At 41.5% G+C, this 23,791-nt stretch carries 13 protein-coding genes; 9 read left to right on the forward strand and 4 right to left on the reverse strand.

Going from position 1 to position 23,791, the window contains the following annotated elements; translation table 11 throughout:
• Positions 1-23: 23 nt before the first annotated feature.
• The gene (locus R2S08_RS22700) at positions 24-2,426 is read left to right on the forward strand and encodes a hypothetical protein (protein WP_316837291.1); all 2,403 of its coding nucleotides are present in this window, start codon (positions 24-26) and stop codon (positions 2,424-2,426) included.
• Positions 2,427-2,491: 65 nt separating this feature from the next.
• Here R2S08_RS22700 and R2S08_RS22705 read toward each other — a convergent pair whose 3' ends face one another.
• The 4 genes from R2S08_RS22705 to R2S08_RS22720 form a co-directional block, all read right to left on the reverse strand.
• On the reverse strand, positions 2,492-3,862 hold the full coding sequence (locus R2S08_RS22705) for an alpha-L-fucosidase (protein WP_316837292.1): 1,371 nt from the start codon (positions 3,860-3,862) through the stop codon (positions 2,492-2,494).
• 117 nt (positions 3,863-3,979) lie between these two features.
• Positions 3,980-5,956 carry a heparin-sulfate lyase HepC gene (hepC, locus tag R2S08_RS22710; protein WP_316837293.1) on the reverse strand — a complete coding sequence of 659 codons (1,977 nt, stop codon included), beginning with the start codon at positions 5,954-5,956 and terminating at the stop codon, positions 3,980-3,982.
• Positions 5,957-6,010: 54 nt separating this feature from the next.
• On the reverse strand, positions 6,011-6,892 hold the full coding sequence (locus R2S08_RS22715) for a heparin lyase I family protein (RefSeq protein WP_316837294.1): 882 nt from the start codon (positions 6,890-6,892) through the stop codon (positions 6,011-6,013).
• 15 nt (positions 6,893-6,907) lie between these two features.
• Complete coding sequence (locus R2S08_RS22720) at positions 6,908-8,110, reverse strand: glycoside hydrolase family 88 protein (protein WP_316837295.1); 1,203 nt, start codon at positions 8,108-8,110, stop codon at positions 6,908-6,910.
• Positions 8,111-8,388: 278 nt separating this feature from the next.
• On the opposite strand from R2S08_RS22720, the gene R2S08_RS22725 reads away from it, so the two are divergent.
• The 8 genes from R2S08_RS22725 (at position 8,389) to R2S08_RS22760 (ending at position 23,788) form a co-directional block, all read left to right on the forward strand.
• Positions 8,389-9,336 carry an ROK family protein gene (locus R2S08_RS22725; protein ID WP_316837296.1) on the forward strand — a complete coding sequence of 316 codons (948 nt, stop codon included), beginning with the start codon at positions 8,389-8,391 and terminating at the stop codon, positions 9,334-9,336.
• A 209-nt stretch (positions 9,337-9,545) separates the two neighbouring features.
• Positions 9,546-10,076 (forward strand): hypothetical protein, encoded by a 531-nt coding sequence (locus R2S08_RS22730; protein ID WP_316837297.1) that lies wholly within the window; start codon positions 9,546-9,548, stop codon positions 10,074-10,076.
• The gene (locus R2S08_RS22735) at positions 10,076-10,339 is read left to right on the forward strand and encodes a hypothetical protein (protein ID WP_316837298.1); all 264 of its coding nucleotides are present in this window, start codon (positions 10,076-10,078) and stop codon (positions 10,337-10,339) included. The genes R2S08_RS22730 and R2S08_RS22735 overlap by 1 nt, the downstream gene beginning before the upstream one ends.
• A 219-nt stretch (positions 10,340-10,558) precedes the next feature.
• Entirely contained in the window at positions 10,559-13,726 is a 3,168-nt protein-coding gene (locus tag R2S08_RS22740) for a TonB-dependent receptor (protein WP_316837299.1), read from the forward strand.
• Between the two features lie 11 nt (positions 13,727-13,737).
• Entirely contained in the window at positions 13,738-15,624 is a 1,887-nt protein-coding gene (locus tag R2S08_RS22745) for a RagB/SusD family nutrient uptake outer membrane protein (RefSeq protein ID WP_316837300.1), read from the forward strand.
• Between the two features lie 12 nt (positions 15,625-15,636).
• Positions 15,637-17,001 carry a sulfatase gene (locus R2S08_RS22750; RefSeq protein ID WP_316837301.1) on the forward strand — a complete coding sequence of 455 codons (1,365 nt, stop codon included), beginning with the start codon at positions 15,637-15,639 and terminating at the stop codon, positions 16,999-17,001.
• Between the two features lie 3 nt (positions 17,002-17,004).
• Positions 17,005-19,686 (forward strand): DUF4962 domain-containing protein, encoded by a 2,682-nt coding sequence (locus R2S08_RS22755; RefSeq protein ID WP_316837302.1) that lies wholly within the window; start codon positions 17,005-17,007, stop codon positions 19,684-19,686.
• A gap of 52 nt (positions 19,687-19,738) precedes the next feature.
• Entirely contained in the window at positions 19,739-23,788 is a 4,050-nt protein-coding gene (locus R2S08_RS22760; RefSeq protein WP_316837303.1) for a two-component regulator propeller domain-containing protein, read from the forward strand.
• Positions 23,789-23,791: the final 3 nt, after the last annotated feature.

Genomic DNA, 23,791 nt, shown 5'->3' on the forward strand with positions numbered 1-23,791 from the left:
TTTTCGGCCATTTAACTACACACATGAAAAGAAACCCGATATTAAGATTCAGCGCTTTATTAAGTTCTGTCATCTTTACAACTCATTTGGCCTATGCTCAAACAAGACCGCTGCAAGTAAGTGGTGTTTATCCGCATTTGGCAACATTTAACGAAAGCTGGGATAAGCAAGAATGGCTAAAACCGGGTGTACCCAGACCTAAAGGCTACGGTGATGGTGGTGAAAATGGCATTGGTGCCATTACACCCTGGGCTGGTAAACTTTGGATGGTAACCTACTCGCCACATATGCCAAATGGAAGTTCTGATAAGCTATATAGCATTGATGATCAGCTTAATGTTACAGTCCATCCCGAAAGTATCGGAGGTACACCTGCAAACCGGATGATCCACAAAGAATCCAAACAGTTAATTACCAGTAATTATTTTATTGATGATCAGGGTAAAATAAGGGTAATTCCATTTTCCGTAATGCCAGGCAGGATGACAGCCACTGCACGTCATTTAACTGACCCGGCCAATATGGTCTATTTTTACGATATGGAAGGTAAAGTGTACGAAGTAAACGTACACTCGCTGGCCGTGAAAAAACTTTTTGAGAAACCGGTGCCTGGATGGCATGGTAAAGGGGCTTATACGGCGCAAAATCTTCTGGTGGTTGCCAATAATGGCGAGGATGCGATTTTTAAACTCACAAAAGATATTTTAAAAGTTGGTGATGTACCTCATAATGCTGAAGAAAAAGGCGTTTTAGCAAGCTGGGATGGAAATACCTGGAAAATCATTGAGCGCAAACAGTTTACTGATGTCACTGGTCCGGGTGGTATTTATGGTTCACCTGATGACAAAAGTCCGCTCTGGAGTATTGGCTGGGACAGGCGTTCGGTAATTTTGAAATTATTAGATGCTGGTCAATGGTATTCTTATCGTTTGCCAAAAGCGGCGCATACCTACGATCATTGGGGTGGATGGTATACAGAATGGCCGCGCATCAGAGAGGTGGGTAATGGTAAAATGTTAATGGATATGCATGCCATGATGTATGATTTTCCAAAAACTTTCTCCAGAGTTAATAGCGGTGGCATTAAACCAATAAACAGCCATTTGCGCTATATACCCGATTTCTGTAATTGGAACAACCAGATTGTGATCGCTACGGATGAGACTACTGTTTTAGAAAATCCTATGGCCGGAAGAGCTCAATCTAATCTCTGGTTTGGCCAATGGAATGATTTGACGACATGGGGAGGTGCCACTGGCTGGGGAGGCCCATGGGATAAGGACGATGTAAAAGCAGGTGTGCCTTCAGATCCTTTTTTAGTGAATGGCTTCGATCAAAAAATACTACATCTTGCACAGACGTCCGATAAATCTGTTTCGTTTACCATTCAAATAGATAAAACAGGACGCAACCAATGGGAAGATTATAAAACCATCAACGTAGCCGCCAACGGTTACCAGTATTTTATATTTCCAGCTCAGTTTCAGGCAACATGGGTGCGTTTTAAGACCGACGCAGATTGTAATGCAACCGCTTTTTTCCACTTTACAGGGAAAATGCAGGAGAAGCAAGATCCAATGTTTAGCACACTTGCTGCAATTAAAGACAAAAGTGAGTTCGATGCCAGTTTAATACGTCCTTCTAATTTTAATAAGAACCTGCAGGTGTTCAATATCAACAGTAAGAAATATAGCGAAGTTGATGAAAAACTTACTACAATAACAAATACAGCTGATAGTACTTCCCAAATGCTGCGTCTACTTGCGCTTAAGAAGAGTTATAGCATAGACGAAGCTTCAGTAATCATTAAAGACAAAACAGGGACATTCCGCTTGCCTAAAACCTCAGAGCTATATGAAACCTTTCCATACAGAGACAAACGCGAGGTAGAATCAGAGCGGTTTATGCTTAACATTCAAGGCACTTTTTACGAAGTTGGTCGCGAAGCCGGCTTTTTGGCTATGCGCCCTATTACCACGCATCATAAAAAAATAGTCGATTTTTGTACATGGCGCGGATTGCTGGTGCTTAGTGGTACCCGTAAAAATGCCAAACCAGACGACCACTACTTTGGTAATTCGAGCAATGGTTTATGGTACGGAGGGATTGATGATATGTGGAAAATGGGCAAGCCTGTTGGTCAGGGTGGTGTCTGGAAGAATAGCAGTGTAAAAGCAAAGGATCCGTCACTTCCTTATTTAATGACCGGCTACGATCAGAAGAAAGTAGAGATCACCACAGATAAAGATGTCAACATTACTCTTGAAGTTGATTTCGATTTAGCCGGTTTTCATACTTATAAAACCTTTTTTGTTAAAGCCGGACAAACGCTTAATTACGAATTCCCTAAAGGATTTAGCGCTCACTGGGTAAGGGCAAGCTCAGATAAGGAGTGTAAGGCCACGGTTTGGTTTACTTACCAATAAATCAATTGTATAAAAGGAGAGAGGGTGTCATCGCCCTCTCTCTTTTTATACAAATTTACTGAATACTATTTAGTTGTTATTTTAAACACATATACTGGAATTTCGGTTTTGACTTGGGGCATGCTGATGACTAAACTATCAGCCTGCAACAGCCATTTTACTTTTTCCTTACTGCCCAGCAGTGCAATGCTTTTAATATTTTTGATTTGGGCTAAACTCTTAGATGCCATAGCAGGCGCTGTCCAACTTCTGGCAAAAACATAAATGTTATTTTCCTTCTGATTAAAATAAAGGTCTGGGTTAATTTTTTTCGAGGTAAAATCATTACTCGATTTACCCATAACATCTGCTCTCACATCGGTTACATTCAGGGCATATTCGCTTACTGTGGTCCAGGGTTTGGTGCCGTAAATGGCTTCGTTGTTTATTTTCATCCAGTTGCCAATGGCCGAAAGGTTTTTAAGGCTTTGTTCCGGTAGTTCACCCAGGCTATTTGGACCAATGTTTAAAAGCAAATTACCGCCTTTACAAACAATTTCTACCAAATGACGCACCAGCAATTCGGGCGTTTTCCAGGCTTTGTCAAATTTGTTGAAACCCCATTTTCCACTCATTGTGATACAGCTTTCCCAAGGTTTCAATTCTGCTCCAGCTATAATTTTCTGCTCACTTACGGCATAATCGCCAAACCCGTTGCCTATACGGCTGTTGATGATGCAATTGGGTTGGATGGAAAGGATTAATTTACGCAAGCTTTCGCTTTGTGCAGGTGGGGTGCCTTCGGGGGTGTCGAACCAGATCACACCGATTGGACCATATTGTGTGAGCAATTCCTTCAACTGAGGTTTTACCTTGTTTTCAATGTATTTATTGTTGTCTTTGGTCTGTTCATCAGGGAAATCCCAGGTATTGCCTGCTTTGCTGCCTTCTTTGATCCAGGTAGACTCCGGGCTTGCCCAGTCTCTGCCTAAAGAATAGTAAAAACACATTTTAAGCCCGTACTTTTTACAAGCCGCAGCTAAATCTTTCATCGGGTCGTGATGATAAGGCGTAGTCTTTACAATGTTGTAATCATCACTGGGGGAGTTGAACATCGCAAAACCATCGTGGTGCTTAGCCGTAATAACGATATATTTCATGCCTGCATCCTTCGCGCTTTTTACCCAGAAATCGGCGTTAAAGCTTGTGGGGTTAAAGGCTTCAGCAATTTTGCTGTATTCTTTTAACGGGATTTTCTCACCAAACATGAGGTGTTCGTTCCCAATAGCGGGGTGGCCTTTCCATTCGCCAGCTGTAACCGAATATAAGCCCCAGTGCAGAAAGAGGCCAAATTTGGCTTCCTGCCACCATTGCATTTTATCACTTTGTGAGTAGGTTTTTATGGTATTGAAAACAGTGAAATATAGCAATACGACAAAGATTAATTTTTTATTCATGATAGTATAGATAAGACATGTTATGCGAATCGTCATGCTGAAATAAATTCAGCATGACGACCGCTTTAGCTAATTACCAATGACGATCGTACCTTTTCAGGCAGCTGCATCTTGTGTTTATTTAATTCGTGTTTTAATTTCGCTTTTTTTGCCATCAATCGTAATCGAAAGATTAATGTTGCCGTTTTCAAAATCATTACCAGCATTTTCTTGAATACTTATTTGAGGTGCTTTATGACCTGTGTAAGGATAAACCACACTTACAAATCGTTGTGCTTTATCATCGTTTTTTTGCTTTTCGAACACAAAAGCAGGTCTTTTCAATTCTTTTTGATAAGCATAAGATACTTTTCCCTCTTCTTCATGAAGGGTCACTTTGTCTGTGTTTAAGGATTGAATTAACAGGTTGTTCCCATCAGCATAATTGGTATAAACTTTAGAACCAGTTTGATCAAATACGGGTTTGCTGTCTTCTTTCAGTTGAAAATGCACACCCAAGTTTCCGGTGGCTTTGCCAATGGCTTTATCAATGATTAAAAAATACTTTTGGTTAATGAACAATACACTTCGCTGATGGTTCAGATCCGCGTAACTTGGGTTGGTATAGGTCAGTATATCGAGATTTTTATTGGTTTCCCATTTGTTGAGCTGCGCTTTGGTAATCACCATGTTCTCATTGTTCAATGTAAGTGTACTGTGCACTCTGGTCTGTCTGTACCAGTTTCTCATTTTAGTGATTTCGGCATCTCCGCTGTATACAAAACATCCGGCATCGGGGGTAAAATTGCGGCCATTTACCCAAAGCTCAAATGTACCATTGTCTGGCTGGGCATGAAATTCTCCCGGAGGGCTGGCTTTCAAAATCATGATGGTTGCCTGATCCGTCCATCCATTCCTGAAAGTGTAAAAGCCCGCTGTGGTAAGTCCTTTGGATAAAAAGTCAGGTGTTTTCCCTTCTTTTCCATCCGTGGCAAAATACCTGAGCGCGTCGTTTTTAGGAAAAGCTTCCAGCCAGGATTGGAATTGTTGTATTCTAAATCTTTTTTCGGCCAACCATGAGTCGCCAAACATAGGTTGATTGTAGTTAGGGAAAGTAATGCTGATAAAAGCCATGACCATTCTTTCTACCGTCTGCTTATAGCTTGCAGGAAATTCATTTTCGACATGGGCTTTCTGTGCTGTACGATAAGCCTTTAAAAAGATATCAATAGAACTGGCATGATAAACAGGCGATAGCTCAAATTGTACGCCATCCGGATACACTTGTTTCTTGATTTCAGCATTCAGTACTTCAATACCGCTTTTACGCCATTCAGGAGCATCGTTCAATTCGGGGAAGGAAGTACCTGCAAATAATTCTCTTTGGGCTTCAAAGAGGCGGTGGTTGCCTGCTGTGGCATAATGCGTAGGGATATACTGTGCCTGTTTATGGTAATTATTTAAGAAGTACATCAGAAACTGGGGGCTTACCTCAGGTGAATTTACGAAAATCGAAAAGGTGGGTACCAGGCTTTGCAACCTATCCGATACTTCCAGTGGTCTCCATGCAAACCGGTCATTATCTTCTGAAAGGCCGAAAGGGTTTTTCTTTACCCAGTCTGCAAATTGAAGCATCCACTCCTTTGTATATTTCTCATTTTTGGTGCTGCGATAGGCCAGTGCCAGCGATTGCCACCATTTTACCCGGTGTAGCTGCCAGCGTACCTCATTGTCTTTTACAGGCCATAGTTGCCAGTTGATGTCTTTACCATAATCGAAAAATCCATAGCCTTTTTGCGGTTGAAATTTGTGGAGCAGAGCGCTGTCTGCAGCAGCTCTGTTGGATGGATCCAGCGGACTGTTTGGATCAACGGTTTTTTCTCCATTGCTGAAATCGGGTTCTTTATTGCTGTTTTTTTTGCGATAGTAATTCAGCAGTTCTTGTGCCGCTTCGTTGTATTTGGATGCCATAATGGCATTTTTTACCTTTTCTAATCCGGGATAGTTGAGGTTGATAGAGGCAAAACTTTCTTTAGCAATTGGATGTTGTTGCGCCTGTACTTTAGAAAGGGATAAGATGACCAGTAGAAGGCCATATATGATTGTTCTTTTCATCTATTGTTTACATAAAATGGTTTGATATCGCTTTTTTGCCGTCAATGGTTACATTTATTGTAGGGGAAGCTTGATGATCCTGATATTGTCGTGGTACGCAATGCGTGTAAGACCTTCCTGAGTTCCATAAACACCCCATTTAATGTACCCCAGGTTTCCGATGCTCACGTTTCCGGCAAAGGTGCGGTAATTTGTCTTTTCGTCTACCAGCACATAATCACTTTGTCCAGGCAGTTTCATATAGGTTCTCATATACCCGGTTGGGCCATCGGCCCATAAAACATCAACCCTGAAATCGAGCCATTGGTTCACATAAGGCCGCAAATCAGGTATAATGTCTTTTATAGAGGAGGAGCCTTCGTAACGCAACCGCATCGCGTTCCTTGCCGTGCGGAACTGGAGCGGAACGCCGGAACCACTGGTTGAATTACCGGATACTTTTAGCTGAAAAACGTTGGTTTCATAAGTTGGCCCGGAAACCCAGGGTGTCCAGTCTTTCAACAGGACGCTAAATTCGTACCGGCGTTCATCTCCGGGGAAAAACCGGGCGGAGGGTATGGATACAACATCGCTCTCGCTTCTATAAGCTCCGTCCGAAAAATAAGTAGAGTCGCCATACACAATTTTATGAGCAATGGCATAGTTGCTGCCATTGCCGGCAGGATTAACCATGGAAGCGGCGTCGGCTGCGGTGGCATGTGTAGCCGTTACACCTGTGATACCCGAGCTGAAGGTGCCATTCTCGTAGTTTATATTCAAGATGGTATCGCCGTTATTAAAGGTTAAATTTTGAGCATTAGTCAATTCTTTTTTGGTTAAATTAGAGCTTGGCGATTGTTTTTGGTTTGCTAATACGTTGTCTTCTTTGCTGCATGCGGTTGTTAAAAATAACAGGGCAAAGGTCACATACTTTTGCAGATTAATTGGTGTTTTCATCAGTATATAATTTGGTTAGTGATTTATTTTTTTAATCTCTGCATACCTTTTTAAAGCTTCCAGATAATAATAGTCTGCATAATCAAGTGGCGTATCAATTTCTGAATTATAGAGAAAAGCACCTACGCTATGTTTTAGGATAAAATAGCTATTTTCTCCTGGTTTGGCCAAATAAGCATCAGAAGAAAGTGATTTTAAAATCTGCTCTGCGTAATCAACGTATTTCTCTCCGTTTTTTACCTGCTTGCTTAAATCTAATAAAGCCGAAGCGATAACCGCAGCAGCAGATGCATCTCTTGGCGCACTTTCTTCGGTCTCCAATGCATTGTGCACATCATAGTCCCATACTGGTATTTTATCTTTTGGCGTACGCGGGTGGTTCATAATAAATGCGGCAATATGTTCTGCTTGTGCTAAAAACTTAGGGTCTTTACTGTTTTCATAACACATGGTATAACCGTATAAGCCCCAAGCCTGGCCGCGTGCCCATGCCGACTCGTCTGTTAAACCCTGGTGTGTGGCCTTGCGCAGTACTTTGCCTGTTGCTGGGTCATAATCTACCACATGGTAAGAACTATAATCTTTCCTGTAATGGTTTTTCATGGTTGTAGTGGCATGTGTATTGGCTGCAACAGCATAGTCTGGGTTTTTAAATTCTTTAGCTCCCCAATACAAATATTCCAGGTTCATCATATTATCTATGATTACAGGATAGTGCCACCAGGAGAAATCCCAGGATTTAATTACGCCAACTTTAGGATTAAAGCGGTTATAAAGGTGTTTGACCCCATCGGCAAGAACGGGTAAATAGCTTTTATCTCCAGTTATGCGAAATGCATTGCCATAAGAACAGTACAGCATAAAGCCCATATCATGCGTACTGGTGATGTTGCGTACAGAATCAAGTGCCAATGTGAATTTTTTAGCCGCTTCGGCTAGGTTCTTATCTCCTGTAAGTTCATACCCGTACCATAAACTGCCTGGAAAAAAGCCCGTGGTCCAATCGGTTAATCCAGCAGTTCTTACTGTTCCGTTCGGATTGACAGAACGCGGGTTTTGACCGGGTTGATAGGTTTGTGCAGCTTTATTCAACTGAAATGCAATGACCTCGGTTGTTTTTTTGAACCAATTTAATGATGGGGAATCTTGTGTTGGCGCAGCACCGCAATTGAAAGCCATTATGGCTGCGACCACTACTAAGCAAAAAGCTTTTCTCATAGTGTTTGGATTTGAATCTTAGATATTAATTTGTATTTGTTTTGTAACTGTGAAATTAAGCGGGTATAAACAGAATCACTTTTGATTATGATCTTAAATCGTTTGAAATTGGTTAAAGTTTATTTAGATGTGCAGAATCATCTGGATTTCAGTTTCGATGGTTTTCTCTCTCTGTTTTTAAAAAATTAAACAATAGTGAAAGCTATTTAGCCGAAATCTAATTACAGCTGCTGCACTATAGTTTACTTTAGCGACTGTAAAACTTAAATAATATGAGCATGTACCAGTCATATGCCGTCGGAATTGATGTCGGCGGTTCTTCTCTTAAATGTGGTGTAGTAAATCAGGATGGTGAAATTTTATATTCTACTATTGTATCGCTGAAAAATGCAAAAACCGAGGAGGCAATTATTGTACTTATTGCTGAAGCGATCGGGGCTTGCGCTAAAAAGTTTGAAAATCCTATCCTTGGGGTGGGTGTTGGTTTTCCCGGGATTATTGATAACAATAAGGTTATTGCAGGCGCAGACAATTTACCTGGCTTTGAGCAGCTGGCTTTGGGCGAAATTTTGCAGGATATGACCGGCCATAATATTATAATAGATAACGACGCCAATTTAATGGGCCTCGGGGAAATGACTTATGGAGCTGCAAAAAATTGTAGTGATGTAGTTTTTCTTACGGTCGGTACAGGAATTGGGGGTGCGGTTATGATTGATGGCAAACTTTATGGAGGTTTTAGAAATCGAGGCACAGAATTAGGTCATATTGTTGTGCAGCACAATGGGGTATCCTGTCCATGTGGCGGAAAGGGTTGTTTGGAAGCTTATGCCTCGGTAACTGCTTTACTCAACCATTACCGGTATATTCATCCAGATTTATCTGAAAGGGAAGAGGTAGATGGTAAGTATATCATAGAAAGATATCTGGCAGGAGAAGAATATGCTGTTAATGCTATGGGGGTACATTTTGATTACCTCGCTACGGGTATTATGAGTTTCATCAATATCTTTAGTCCACAAAAAATTGTGATTGGTGGCGGCATAAGTGAAGCTGGGGGCTTTTATACCGGAGAAATAGAGCGGAGGATAAAAACTTTGACCGTTCCGATTACATCACCTGATTCAGAAGTGATTTCGGCCAAATTGGGCAATAAAGCTGGCTTATTAGGCTGTGCAGCTAATGTTTTTCAAAAATTTAAAGCTTTTAATGATGCATCGGAATAATTTTCTTGTAGGGCTGATCCTGGTGATTTGGTTTGTGATCTCTTTTGTTACCAATATTTTAGGCCCATTGATGCCTATCATTATACAAACCTATAAGTTAAGTTTAACGATGGCTGCCTTTTTGCCATTTTCGTTTTTTTTGGCTTATGGTATGATGTCTATCCCCGCCGGGATCATGATTGAGCGTATTGGTGATAATCAATCCTTTAATGCGTACTGCCGGGGGAGAAGAAAATTTTGCCTTTTATTCTGTTATGGCGCAATTGGTTTTTGGCTTGGCTTCATTTATCAGCCCCTTTGTTTTTACAGGCTTGCTTAAAGTGTTAAGACCCGATAACAGTAGTCAATTTGCGTCGATATTTGGTAAGCTGCTTAGCAACGGACTAAACTGGACAGTCATGTACTGGCTGTTCAGCATTATTTTCATATTGATGCTGGTGGTTATTGCTTTGCTTAAAATGCCTGTTGTGAGTTTGAAAGATGATGAAAAGACTGGTACGGCTACAGTATACTTCGACCTGTTTAAAAAACGAGAAGTATGGTTATTTTTCCTCGGCATTATCGCTTATGTAGGTACGGAGCAGTCTATAGCCAATTGGATGTCTCAATTTTTAAAGACCTATCATCAGCTCGATCCGGGCAATGAAGGTGCGGGTGCAGTAGCCTGGTTTTGGGGCTTAATGACCCTGGGCTGTTTGCTTGGCCTGGGTATTTTAAAATTGGTTTTACCATTTCGGTAATGTTTTCCATTGTTTTTTCGCTGGCGCTGAATTCTATTCCTAAAAATCATGGGTCATTCTCGGGGATTTTATGTTCTGGTATTTTTGGCGGGGCTTTGGTACCGCTCATCATCGGATCGTTAGGCGATTGGATTGGTTTACGTTATGCAATGTTATTTCTATACATCACATTGGGTTATATTTTATTTTTGGGTTATTATGCCAGGCCGATCGTAAACAATAAAACAATTGATTTGAAAAAGATTTTCAGCTTCGGTAATTAAGACGACTTCATTCTGCTGGAATCTGTATAAAAAGAGCGAAATAAGGCATGAGTTAGAGAGATTAACCAAATTTGATAGCATTTTAAACAAATTTGAAACTGATATTGGTCAGTGTTGAGTTAAATTCGTTTCATCAAAATAACCAAATTATAAACCAGATAACGATAGGTACCCAACCTAACAACAAACCGAATACTTAACCAACCAAATAGGAAGAAAATGAAAAGAACGATATTGATCTTATTCCTGCTGACCACATCTACATTACTTTTTTCACAGGATATTATTACCGTGAAGGGTGTAGTAAGAGATGGCACAAAACAGCCCATTCCCGGCGCATCAATTTTTGAAAAGGGAACTACAAATGCAGCGGTATCAGCCAGCAATGGTACCTACCAAATCAAAGTAAAGGCAAATGCGACGTTGACGTTTTCCTATTTGGGTACTAAGACTGTAGAAAGACAAGTAAACAACAAAACTGTTATTGATGCTCAACTGGTAGATGATGCCAATAACCTGAACGAGGTGGTGGTGACAGGCTACGGGCAAACCGTTGCACGTAAGGACCTCACGGGCTCCGTTTCTTCTATAAGAGGCGAAGAGTTGGCTAAAGTACCTGTACAAAACATTGCGCAAGCCTTGCAAGGGCGTATAGCAGGGATGCAGGTTACTATGGGAAGTGGAGACCCCGGTGCAGTACCCTCTATTAAAATCAGAGGAGGTACCTCCATTACACAGAGTAACGAACCTTTATATGTAGTGGATGGGGTACCGCAAACAGACGGCCTGGCATTCCTTGACCCAACAGATATAGAATCCATTGATGTATTGAAGGATGCCTCTGCTACCGCCATTTATGGTGCCCGTGGTGCTAATGGTGTTGTTTTAGTAACAACTAAAAAAATAAAGAGCGGAAAAACCACCATTAATTATGATGGTTATGTAGGTGCTAAAACAATCACCCGTTTTTTACCTGTTTTAAATCCTTACCAGTATGCACAGTACGTCTACGAAAATGCGCTGCCAAGTGTAGGTAGGATGGCGACCTTCCTGAAAACCTATGGTTCATTCGACTCCCTGCAAATCAGGTACGCAAACCGCCCCGGAGTAGACTGGCAGGAGGAAGTTTTCGGCAAAACGGCTATGAGTCAATATCATAAAATTGGTATCAACGGCGGATCTAACGAAATCAAGTATAACCTGTTTTATTCCAAAAGTAAAAATGACGGCCTTTTGCTAAATAGTGGTGCCAATAAAGATATTGCCAAATTTTTAGTGACCAATAATATTGGCAAGGATATCACGATAACAGGTATCGTAAATTATTCAGATCAGTTTATACATGGTACCGGAGGTACACAGACAGGTGGAAATGCCCGTCTAAGCTTTTTACAAACCTTGTTGCAGTACCGGCCAATAAACGGTAAAAATAACGGTGATTTGGATTTGCTGGACGATACCGTAGACCCATTAGACAATCAGGGCAGTCCAGCATTTCAAAGTCCTGTAATTGCGCTGAATTCCAGAAAGATAGAAGAGTCGGTTAGAAGCTTAAATGCCAGCGCAACCATCAGGTACAATTTTCTAAAGAATTTATCCTATAATGGATTGGTGAGCTTCGGTAGTCAGACCGATAAAATAAAAACGTTTATTGATGCAACCAATATCCAGGCCATCCGTGCTGGTGGACCAAATGGCGGTATAAGTGACGCATTAACGCAGCGTTTATCCTACAACAACGTTATCACCTATGCCAATACTTTTGCAAAAGACCATAAAATGGATGTATCCATAGGACAGGAGTATATTTATAATTATGGAGAAAACTTTGCCGCCAGTGCAAGTGGCTTTCCAACGGTTAACAATGGTTTTGATAATCTGGGATCCGGAACCATTGCCAATTTCCCTTCTTCATATACAGAAGATGACAAACTATTGTCCTTTTTTGGAAGGGCAAATTATTCCTATAAAAATAAGTACCTGCTGAGTGCGACAATTAGAAGAGATGGCTCTTCAAAGTTTGGTGCGGAGAATGTTTTTGGATACTTCCCATCGGGTGCATTGGCCTGGAAAATTACGGAGGAACCTTTCATGAAACAGTTCAGGGCGATCTCAGATCTGAAACTCCGCGTAAGTTATGGTAGTTCTGGTAATAACCGCATTGCGAACTATGCCGCTCTGGGTACTTATGTAACGGGTAACTATCCGCTCAATAATCAGGTGATCAGTGCAGTGTACCAGGCAAATTTAGCCAATCCTTTCCTGAAATGGGAAACAGTAGTGCAGAAGAATATAGGTTTAGATCTGGGCTTATTTAAGCAAAGGATTATGCTAACTACCGAATTATATGATAATAGGTCAAAAGATTTATTGTACAACACCAGAATTCCAGCTAGCTCTGGCTTTGCCACTCAACTTCAGAATATTGGCGAAACCTCAAGCAAGGGTATAGAATTTACGCTAAGTACGGTAAACATCAGAAACAGTGAGTTCTTATGGAATTCAAATTTCAACATTGCGTTTAATAAAACCAAAGTGCTTAAGTTAAGTAATGAGGAGAATTCTTTGCTAACCAGCAGTTATAATAGTGCTTTTAATGATTATATTCTTAAAGTAGGGCAACCTGTTGGAATGATGTATGGTTATATTAGTGACGGGCTCTACCAGGTAAATGATTTTAATTACAATTCAACAACCAGTACCTACACTTTAAAGCCTGGAGTGGTGAATAATGGCAGTGTGGCCCAACCTGGTTATGCCAAGTATAAAGACATTAGCGGGCCCAATGGGGTGCCGGACGGTTTGATCAATGACCTGGACCGTACAATTGTTGGAAATGCAAATCCAAAGTTTACCGGAGGTCTCAACAACACGTTCAGTTATAAAGGAATTGATTTAAGCGTATTTCTTGATTTTACCTACGGTAATGATATTTACAATGCCAACATACAGAACAATCTGGGTATTTCCGGAGAATTCAATAGTAATTTAGCCTTTCAGGCCAACAGATGGACAAATGTTGGTGCTTCCGGACAGCTGGTTACTGATCCTGCAGAACTTGAGGCCCTGAACCGAGGTAAAAATACCATTGCTTCAATTGGGGGTACAACAGCAGGAAGATTAACTAGTTTCGCGATTGAAGACGGTTCCTTTTTAAGAATAAATAATGTCAGTTTAGGGTATACCTTGCCTAAAAAATGGCTAAGTAAAGTTAAAATCGCAAATGCCCGTATTTACTTCACAGCCTATAATCTGCATGTATTTACCAAATACTCTGGCTATGATCCGGAAGTTAGTGTAATGAATAATCCTTTAACCCCAGGTGTTGATTTTAGTGCATATCCAAGAGGAAAATCTTTTGTTGCCGGTTTAAATCTGTCGCTATAAAAATTATTAAAATGAGAACAAAGCACATACATATCATAAAAATGGCTTTAGCTGGTTTAACGATGCTTACACCACTGATGTCATGCAAAAAGTCCGTTGAAACAACACCATATTCATCCTTTACCTCAGCTAACTTCTTCCAGTCTGTTGGTGAAGCGTACTCGGCTACTCTTGGGGTTTATGAAACAATGAAAAGCCCCAATACCTACGCATGGTATATTCCATTGGTTTATGATGCAGACACCGATGTAGAATTTTTAAGTGCAGGAACAACATCCAACGATTTCAGAGAGGTTTCCCACTATTATTATCTTGCAGGAAATTCATTGTTCTTCAGCACCTGGAGTACATTGTATAGTGGTATAGACCGCGCCAATGTAGTGATTGAGCGCATTCCGAAAATGGGCTTGTATACCACCGGAACAGTAGCAGAAAAGACAGATCTGAACCGGATGCTGGGTGAAGCCAAATTTCTCCGTGGGTTTTATTATTCAGAACTGGTGAGGCTTTGGGGCGATGTTCCCTTTAAAACCAAAAGTTCAGTAACCGGAGATGATTTGAGGTTGCCATTAACGGACCGATTTGCTATTTATGACCATGTTATCAAAGACATGCAGGAGGCGATAGAGGTTTTGCCATCAACGCCCCCAACTGATGAAAGGATAAATAAATTCGGTGCGAAAGCCATGCTGGCACGTGTAGCCTTGTTTGCTGGAGGATATTCATTAAGAGCTGATGGTACCATGCAAAGGGCTTCCGACTATACAAAGTACTATCAAATCGCAAAAACACAAGTTAACGATGTTATCGGGTCAGGAATCTATCAGTTAAACGCCAGCTATAGTCAGGTTTTCAAAAACCAAAGTCAGCAAGTGTTTGAACCAAAGGAAAGTTTGTTTGAGATGTCTTTTTATACCCCTTCTGCTACCAATACCAACAGCTCGAGCTTTGGTACTTTTAATGCGCCATTAACAGCTGTAGGGATTTATGGAAGTACACTCAATCGTACTTTTGTGCCTGCTTCATTTTATACCAGTTTTGCTGATGGTGACTTACGACGTGATTTTGCTATAGCAAGATATGCTTTGGATGCCAACGGAAATAGAATTGCCTTATTAACCGGCAAACAAGATGAACAATGGACACCAGGAAAATGGAGCAGGGAATACCAAAAGAATGGAGCATTGGAAAAATCTTATACCAACATCAATTGTGTATCTATGCGCTATGCTGATGTTTTGTTGATGAAGGCAGAAATTGAAAATGAATTAAACAATGGCCCTACCACAGAGGCATATGATGCAATAAATGCGGTTAGAAGAAGGGCTTACGGTAGCAATGCGTTGGGAAGTGGAATTAAAATTACACTGGGGGCTGCTGGTACAGGTTATAAGGATAACACCACTACAGTGACCAATACAACCATCAGCATCACCGGCGGCGGCGGCATAGATGCCTATGCGATAGCCACAATTGCTTCAGGTAAAGTAACTGCGATAACGATGCTTAATCAGGGTGGAGGCTATACCTCGGCGCCTGTGGTAACTTTTAACGGAGCCGGAAACGGAGCTACGGCTACCGTAACGCTTTTACCAAAAAAGAACAATGTTGATGTCGATTTACCATCTGGATTAAGCAAAAATGAATTTTTACTGAGAATCCAAAACGAAAGGTCCTGGGAACTTTGTTTTGAAGGGATGCGCCGTGCAGATCTCATCAGATGGAATTTGTTAGGAGATAAAATAGTGGCCACACAAGCTGCCGTGAAAGCTATCCGAGCTACATATGGCTACGTAGCAGGTACCAATTTTGTAAAGGGTAAACATGAATTATACCCAATTCCGCAAAATGAAAGAGATGTAAACAAAAACATTACCCGGCAAAATCCAGGTTTTTAAATTCAAAGTCAAATGCTAAAAAATATCATTGTATATCTTGCCGCATTGGCACCTTTACTGGTTACTGCTCAGCAGACTAGTAGGCCTAATATTCTGCTCATTGTAACCGATCAGCAAACTGCTGATGCGATGAGCAATGCTGGTAATAAAGATTTACATACGCCTGGAATGGACAAACTTGCACAAAATGGAGTACGGTTTACCAAAGCTTATTGTGCCCAACCTTTGTGTACACCTTCCCGGACCGCAATTTTTAGTGGAAAGATGCCTTTTGAAACAGGATTTGTGGGTAATGCACCCGAAAAGGATGGTCAATGGCCGGATAGTTTGTTAATGATGGGCAAGATTTTACAAAACGGAGGTTATAAAACTGGTTATGTAGGTAAATGGCATTTACCCGTACCCACCACCAAGGTAAGTCAACATGGCTTTGAATATATTCAAAATACGAATTTTTTAGATTATAACGATGGTGCAACACCATCTTATTGTGCCCGTTTTATTAGGGATAATAAAGACAAACCTTTTTTATTGGTGGCCTCGTTTTTAAATCCACACGATATATGCGAGTGGGCCAGGGGCGAGGCACTCAAAATGGATGTATTGGAAGATGCCCCGCCGGCAGCTCAATGTCCGGAATTGCCAGCCAACTGGAAAATTCCAGTAAACGAACCTCAAATTGTTCGCGACCAGCAAAAGGTAAGTACCCGGACCTACCCAAGTACGAATTGGAATGCTGACCAATGGCGCCAATACCGTTGGGCTTACAACCGGCTGGTAGAGAAGGTGGATAAATACATAGAAATGGTGTTGGGCTCACTGAAAAAATATGGGGTAGAAAAAAATACGATCATCATTTTTACGGCAGATCATGGAGATGGTTATGCCGGACATAGCTGGAACCAGAAACAGATCCTGTATGAAGAGGCTTCAAGAGTACCTTTCATGATCTCGAAAATAGGTGAATGGACACCGCGTACCGATGATATGCTGGTTTGCAATGGAACAGATATGATACCTACTGTTTGTGGGTTGGCTGGCGTTCAAAAGCCCGGGTATCTGAAAGGCATAGACATCAGTAAAAGATTGACCAATCCAGGTAAGAGCCTGCGCGATACTTTAGTGATAGAAACCGATTTTGCAGATAACGAAGATTTGCTGGGAATCAGTGGCCGTGCGGTGATCACCAAAGATTTTAAATACATCGTTTACAATAAAGGGGAGATCAAAGAACAGTTGTTTGATCTGGGCAAAGACGCGGGTGAAATCAATAATCTGGCGGTAAATGCAGCCTATAAAAAGAAGTTACTGGTGATGAGAAATTATTTGAAACTGTGGTGCAGAAGAAATGGGGATAAATTTATAGCGGGGTTATAGATCATGAAGAAAACACTTGCCATAGCATTTTCGGCAATAACGATAAGCACGTTTGCCCAGCAACAACCTGCTGTTATTAAACTCACTGCAGAGAAACTCCATTCACGGGTACGGGAATGGCCTTATCCGGTTAACGGGATTACGGTGCCTACTAATGCACCAGCCCTGCTCTGGCCCGGAACCAACGGTAAAGATATGGTGAAACCAATGGAAAGTGGGAGTGAAGTGCCGGAAGATCCCAATATTGGCAATGTACGCTATAAGATCATGCTGGCCAGCGACCCGGCATTTAAGAACGATCTGGTCATCAGTGCAGAACAGCGCTGGGCGGTTTATCCTTTACATCAGGCGTTAAGGCCCGGCAAATGGTACTGGAAATATGCCTATTCCTTGAAAGGTAAGAACCAATGGGTATGGTCGCCGGTGTACGATTTTGTAGTAGATGCTAAATATGCGAATGAAAAGGTTTCTCCTCCTGTAAGCGTGGTACTGAAACGTAACGAAGGTGCCCACCCGCTGTTGTGGGATATGAACCGCAGTGGAGAAGATTTCTACCGGAACAACTTACAAAATCCTGAAGCCAAAAAGTTTATTGTTTTTGCCGAAAAGCTGATGCGTGCGCCATTGCCCGTGGAAGAACCGCAAAGGGTCATTGATACTACGGGTAAAAACCCCAGGGAGAAAAAAATCATCCTGGAGCGGATGTACCACGGTTTTGGTGATGCTGTGGGTACACCGGTGCGTAATTTGTGTATCGCTTATCAGCTGACCAAAGACAAAAGATTCATATTGGATGCGAAACGAAGAGCGATGAATATAGCGCATATGAATCCGGACGGACTGGCTACAGGCGACGATTTTACCAGTGGAGCTGTGTTAGAGGCTTTGGGCTGGTTTTATGATGCGGGTTACAGCTTTCTGGATCCTCAAGAAAAAGAGTTCCTTAAAAACGTGATTACGCTACGGGCAAAGCGGGTGTACGATCATTTGCCCAACCGTTTTGAACTGCATGTGAGTGATAACCACGTTTGGCAAATTACGTTGCGCAATCTGGCTATTGCTACGGTAGCGGTTATAAATGATGTGCCTGAAGCCAAAGAATGGCTCACCTATATGTATGAAGTCTGGTCGGCACGTTTTCCTGTTCTGGGTACTACCGATGGAGGCTGGCATGAAGGTAATGGCTATTTCAGGGTTAATTTTAAATCGATTATTTACCTCTCGCAGATGTTCGGGGATTTTAGTGGTGTGGATTATTTTAAACTGCCCTGGATGCAAAACCTGTCTTATTATATGTTGTACACACACCCGGTTGGTTCGGCAAGTACGGCCATAGGTGATATGTGGGAAAACATTCCGACGGTCGTTAAGGGAGAAGCCTGGTTTGCTGATGCCTTAACTTTTAGAGAAAACAACCCTTATTTAAATTGGTATGTGGACGAGATCAAAGCCGGCAATCCGGATTACTTTCATGGTACGGATGATTACCTGTTGTTCCGTTTACTGAATTATAAACCCGATAACAAGCTGACTACAATAGTTCCTGTTAAATTACCCAAATCCCGGGATTTTGCAGATGTTGGCGTCGTGGCGATGCATGAAGACCTGGCGCATGCTGATAAAAGCCTGAGTAGTTATTTGTTCAGCAGTCCCTTTGGTTCTTCTGGACATGGACACGCTTCGCAAAATGCTTTTACGATTAATTATAAAGGCAAAGTTATTTTTGGGGGGACGGGTTATTACAGCAATTTTAGCGACAAACACAACCTGTTGTATTATCGCAGTTCAAAAGCTTACAACACGATTTTAGCCGATAGCTTGAACCAGAAAATCGGAGAAGAAGGCTATGGTTGGATACCCAGGGCAATATCGGGCCAGCACATTCAGTATGCACTGGGGGATGCAAGTAATGCCTACGGGGAGATCAAAAGTGAATTTTGGCTGGACAGATTTAAACAAATTAATGTAAAACCCGACAAAGCAAACGGTTACGGTGAAAGTGGTGTAACGCTTTACCGCAGGCATATGTTGCAGCTGGAAGGTGGTTATATTGTGTTATATGATGAACTGGAAGCCAGTAAGCCCGTAAAATGGACGACGCAATTTCATACGCCATACTGTGAGATCGAAGCACAAAAAAGCGGCAATGCTAACGAACAAAGTTTTGAGGTAAAGACCAATTTGGGCAAGGTAAATGCCAGTATTTTTGCCAATGGGCCTTTACATTTAACGGTGCACAACAAGTTTTATGAAACTGCAGTAAACTGGAATAAAGTGACTGATGATAATGGGAATATTAAAGAGTTTAAAGACCAGTGGCATGCAGGGATTACTTCACTTCCATCTCAGAAATTCAGGTTCTTAACCGTAATCCAGATTAAGAATGGCCAGGCCGAAGTGATCAAAACTTTATCGGTGAACAATGGTCTGTATCATTTGCAAGTAGGTGGCTGGGATATTGAGGCACAGCTGGATGGAACGAAAACCGCGGCTTTGCAGATTTCCGGTGAGCAGCAAAAATCTTTATTTAATTATGGTAATTTGCAAATCCATTATCTGGGTAAAAATTATATGCCTCAAATTGCTGGAAGTTCTTTGTTACTGGAAATGGATGGAGCAAAATTAAACAGGAGAGAAGTAGTGGATGAATTGCCAGATGTTGCTAAATTTGACAGGCAGCCATAAATGCTTGAACTTGTGTTGCAGTTGTAAAGGGGGATATTTTAAAAGAGTCTGTATGTGGTATAGAAGTTTGTTTTTAGCTCTTCTGATGATGTTGTGCCTTGCTGGCCAAGCTCAGGTTAAAGAAAGGCATTTTCGGAATATTTCTATTAATAAAGGACTTTCACAAAGTACCATTTTCGCCATTAAGCAAGATACTTTAGGTTTCATCTGGATGGGGACACAAGATGGCCTGAGCAGATATGACAGTAAGGGGTTTAAGGTTTACAGGCCTGAATCGGGAAAAGCAGGCAGCCTGCAGTCTTACGCCATTCGCAATCTGTTCTTAGACCATAAGGGCAGACTTTGGATAGGAGGAAATAAAGGAATCAGTTGTTACAACTATGCCTCGGATGATTTTGTGAATTATAAATTGCCAAAAAGTATTGGCGAATGGTACGTTTCTTCTATAACTGAAGACAGTCAGCATAACATTTGGGCGGCTTCTGTTGTAGGTGGTATATTTAAATTAAAGCCTGGTGATACCGAATTTCGGCAATTGAACTTTGACGCGGTAACAAAGGGTATTAAAAGAATTGCCTATATCGGTAACTGGAAAAACAGCATTTTAATTGGTACAGAGATTGGACTATTTGAAATGGACCGCGCCGGTCATAAATTACTTCAAGTCAAACTCGGTGTTGAAAAGCCCAATATCAATGATGTTTTCATAGATGGCAATGTTTTTTGGATTGCAACCGAAGGTAATGGCTTAATCAGTTATCAGGCGTCAAATGGGAAAGTCAGTACCTTTATCCATTCGCCGGGAAAAAACAGTATTGCTGATAATAATGTACGCGGTGTAGCAAAAGATGTAGATGGAAACATCTGGTTGGGAACCTTTAAAGGCTTGTCTATTTTAAATACCTCTGCTTTAGGTTTTGAAAATTATACCCATCAAATTTCACAACCTTATACCATTAGTCAAAACTCCGTACGCTGCATATTCCAGGACCGCCAAAAGGCGATGTGGCTGGGTACCTATTATGGGGGGGCAAACTATTACCATAAAAATGACATCAAATTTAACCTCCTTAGCCAAAATACGGGCAAGTTATCGCTGAACGATGAGGTGATTAGTGCGATAAAACAAGACGGGAAGGGAAATTTCTGGATAGGGACCAATGACAAAGGTCTAAATTACTGGGACAGGCAGAACAACGCCATGACCTATTTTACTTATAGTGAAAACAACAGCAATAGTCTGGGATCTAATAACATAAAGGCGATTGAGTTTGATGGACAAGGGAAGCTGTTGGTGGGTACACATAGCGGGGGATTGAACCTTTTGGATCCTCAAACGGGTTTTGTGAAGCGGTTCCTCCACAATGACAAGGATCCAAACAGTATAGCAGGAGATTTGGTGTATAGTGTGATACGGGATTACAAAGGGCGGATTTGGGTAGGCACGAGATCGGGCCTGGATCAATTTAATCCGCAAAGCCAATCCTTTACTCATATCCATTTGGATAAGGCTGGTAAAAGGCTCACTTCAGATGACATTACTTATTTGTTTGAAGATAGCCGGCACCGGATCTGGATTGGTACAACCAATGGAGTGACGCTTTTTTACCCGGACAATATGCTGTTCGACAATCCGACAGAGGGAAAATTAAGTGAAGACATTGTAAACTGTATTACGGAAGACCAGAAGCACCGGATTTGGGTGGGTACAAGAGAAGGACTAAGGTTGTATGACGAGAACAGGCAGGTGTTTGTACGTTTCAATACCGCTAAAGACCTGATTAAGGGAACCATTTATGGTCTGTTACCAGATGACGAGGGCAACCTCTGGATTTCTACGAATGCGGGATTGATACGGTTTAATGCGGATACAAAATCTGCACAGATTTTTGATGAGTCGGATGGTCTGCAAAATAATCAGTTCAATGATTATGCGTTTTGTAAGGCCTCTGATGGGATGTTGTTGTTCGGAGGGATTAAAGGTATTTCTTATTTCTATCCTGTCAATGTAAAACAGAAACCGCTGCCCTTATCTCTGAAGTTTACAGGACTGGAAGTATTTAATAAGGCGGTTTCGGCGGGAGATGAAACCCAGTTGCTCGAAAATCACATAGACCAGCTCAGCGAGTTGAGGTTTGTACCGGAGTATAAACAGTTTAGCATCCTGTTCAATACGTTCAATTATGTGTATTCTAACAGGACCCACTATTATTACCAGCTGGTGGGCTATGACACCGATTGGCAGCATACGGATAATTTAAAGGTGAGCTATAGTAATTTGCAGTCAGGAAGTTATCGTTTCCAGATTAAAGCGGCTGGCCCGAACGGAGAGTTTAGTGCAGTTAGAGAGCTCAAAATCGTTATACTTCCTCAATGGTACAACACCACCTGGTTTTACTTGCTGTTGCTTTTGGTTCTTGTTGTTGCTGCCTATATTGCTTACAGGATTGTTTCAGAACGTATCAAGGCTTTACATCAGCTTAAATTAGAGCGTATAGATAAAGAAAAGGTGAGTTATATTAACCAGGTAAAAATGGATTTCTTTACCAATGTTTCCCATGAATTGAGAACGCCGCTTACCCTGATCCTTGCTCCTCTTGAAGAACTGATGCAAAAACCATCTGCCGACAGGGCTTTATCTAAAAAATACGAGATGATGCTGGTTAACGCCAGAAGGTTGTACAATCTGGTGGATCAATTGTTTGAATTTAGAAAAACTGAAACCGGTACCAGGCCGCTCAAAGTGAGTAAAAGTGATGTCGTTAGTTTTATACACGAAATTTATGCTTCTTTTAAACCCTTGTCGGAGAAGAACCAGATCCATTATACCTGCCACTCCGGACATGCTAAACTTTCTTTCTATTTTGATCACGACGCCATAGAAAAAATACTCTTCAACCTGCTGTCAAATGCTTTTAAGTATACCCGGCCGAAGGATAGGATTGATGTTGAACTGACGACAAAAAACGATTTTGCCATCATCAGGATTACGGATAGTGGTGTGGGGATAGATGAAAATGACTTGTCGAAGGTTTTCGATCGTTTTTACCAGGTAAATAATCAGGAAATGAATCTGGGTTCTGGTGTTGGCCTGGCGTTTACCAAACGGCTGGTCGAACTGCACCATGGTTCGATCACTGCAGAAAGCAGTCCGGGTAAGGGGAGTGTTTTTACGGTTACCCTCCCAATGAATGATGCATTTTATGAACAGGATTCCAAAGCAGAAAGCCCTTTGTATGAACTTTCTATTATTGCAGATGAGGAAGCCATAGCAGATAGCCATGAGATGTATCAGGGCTCGGAAGCGGAACCCATTTTGTTACATGAAGATCCCGGACAGAAAAGCAGGATATTGCTGGTGGACGATAACAAGGAGATTCTGGCTTATCTGCAGGAGTATTTTGGGGAACGCTATATGGTTGAAATTGCTTTTGATGGAAAGATGGCGCTGGAGATATTGGAGATCCGGCAGTTTGATCTGATTATTAGTGATGTGATGATGCCGGAACTGGATGGCCTGCATTTTTGTAAGCGGGTAAAACAGAACATCAATACTTCTCATATTCCTTTGGTCTTGTTAACCGCGAAAAATGAAGCCAGCCAGCAGATCAGGGGGCTGGAAATGGGAGCAGATGACTATGTAACCAAGCCATTTTCTACTGCGTTGCTTGCCGCAAAAGTGACCAATTTACTGCGCTCGCGTAAGCGTTTAAAAGAATATTATTCGACCAGTAAAGAGATCGTACCGGAGAACATTGCTTTCAATACGCTGGATGAAGAGTTTTTGAAAGAAGCTATTTCTATTATAGAATTGCACCTCTCAGATTCTGAATTTTCTGTAGATAAGTTTAGTCGGGAAATAGGAATGAGCAGGTCTAATCTTTATTTAAAGTTGAAGGCGATTACAGGGGAGTCTGCCACTGATTTTGTAAAGCGCATCAGGTTTAAGAAGGCTGTAGAGCTGATCCAGTCTAAACGATACACGATTGCACAGATTGCCTATATGTGCGGATTCAATTCGCCTTCTTATTTCTCTACCGCATTTAAGCAATATTATGGTTGTATGCCAACAGAATACCTATCTTTAAATATCAACCAATAGCGT

Origin of the sequence: Pedobacter nutrimenti, assembly GCF_032678445.1 — a bacterium.
Classification (GTDB): Bacteria; Bacteroidota; Bacteroidia; order Sphingobacteriales; family Sphingobacteriaceae; genus Pedobacter; species Pedobacter nutrimenti_A.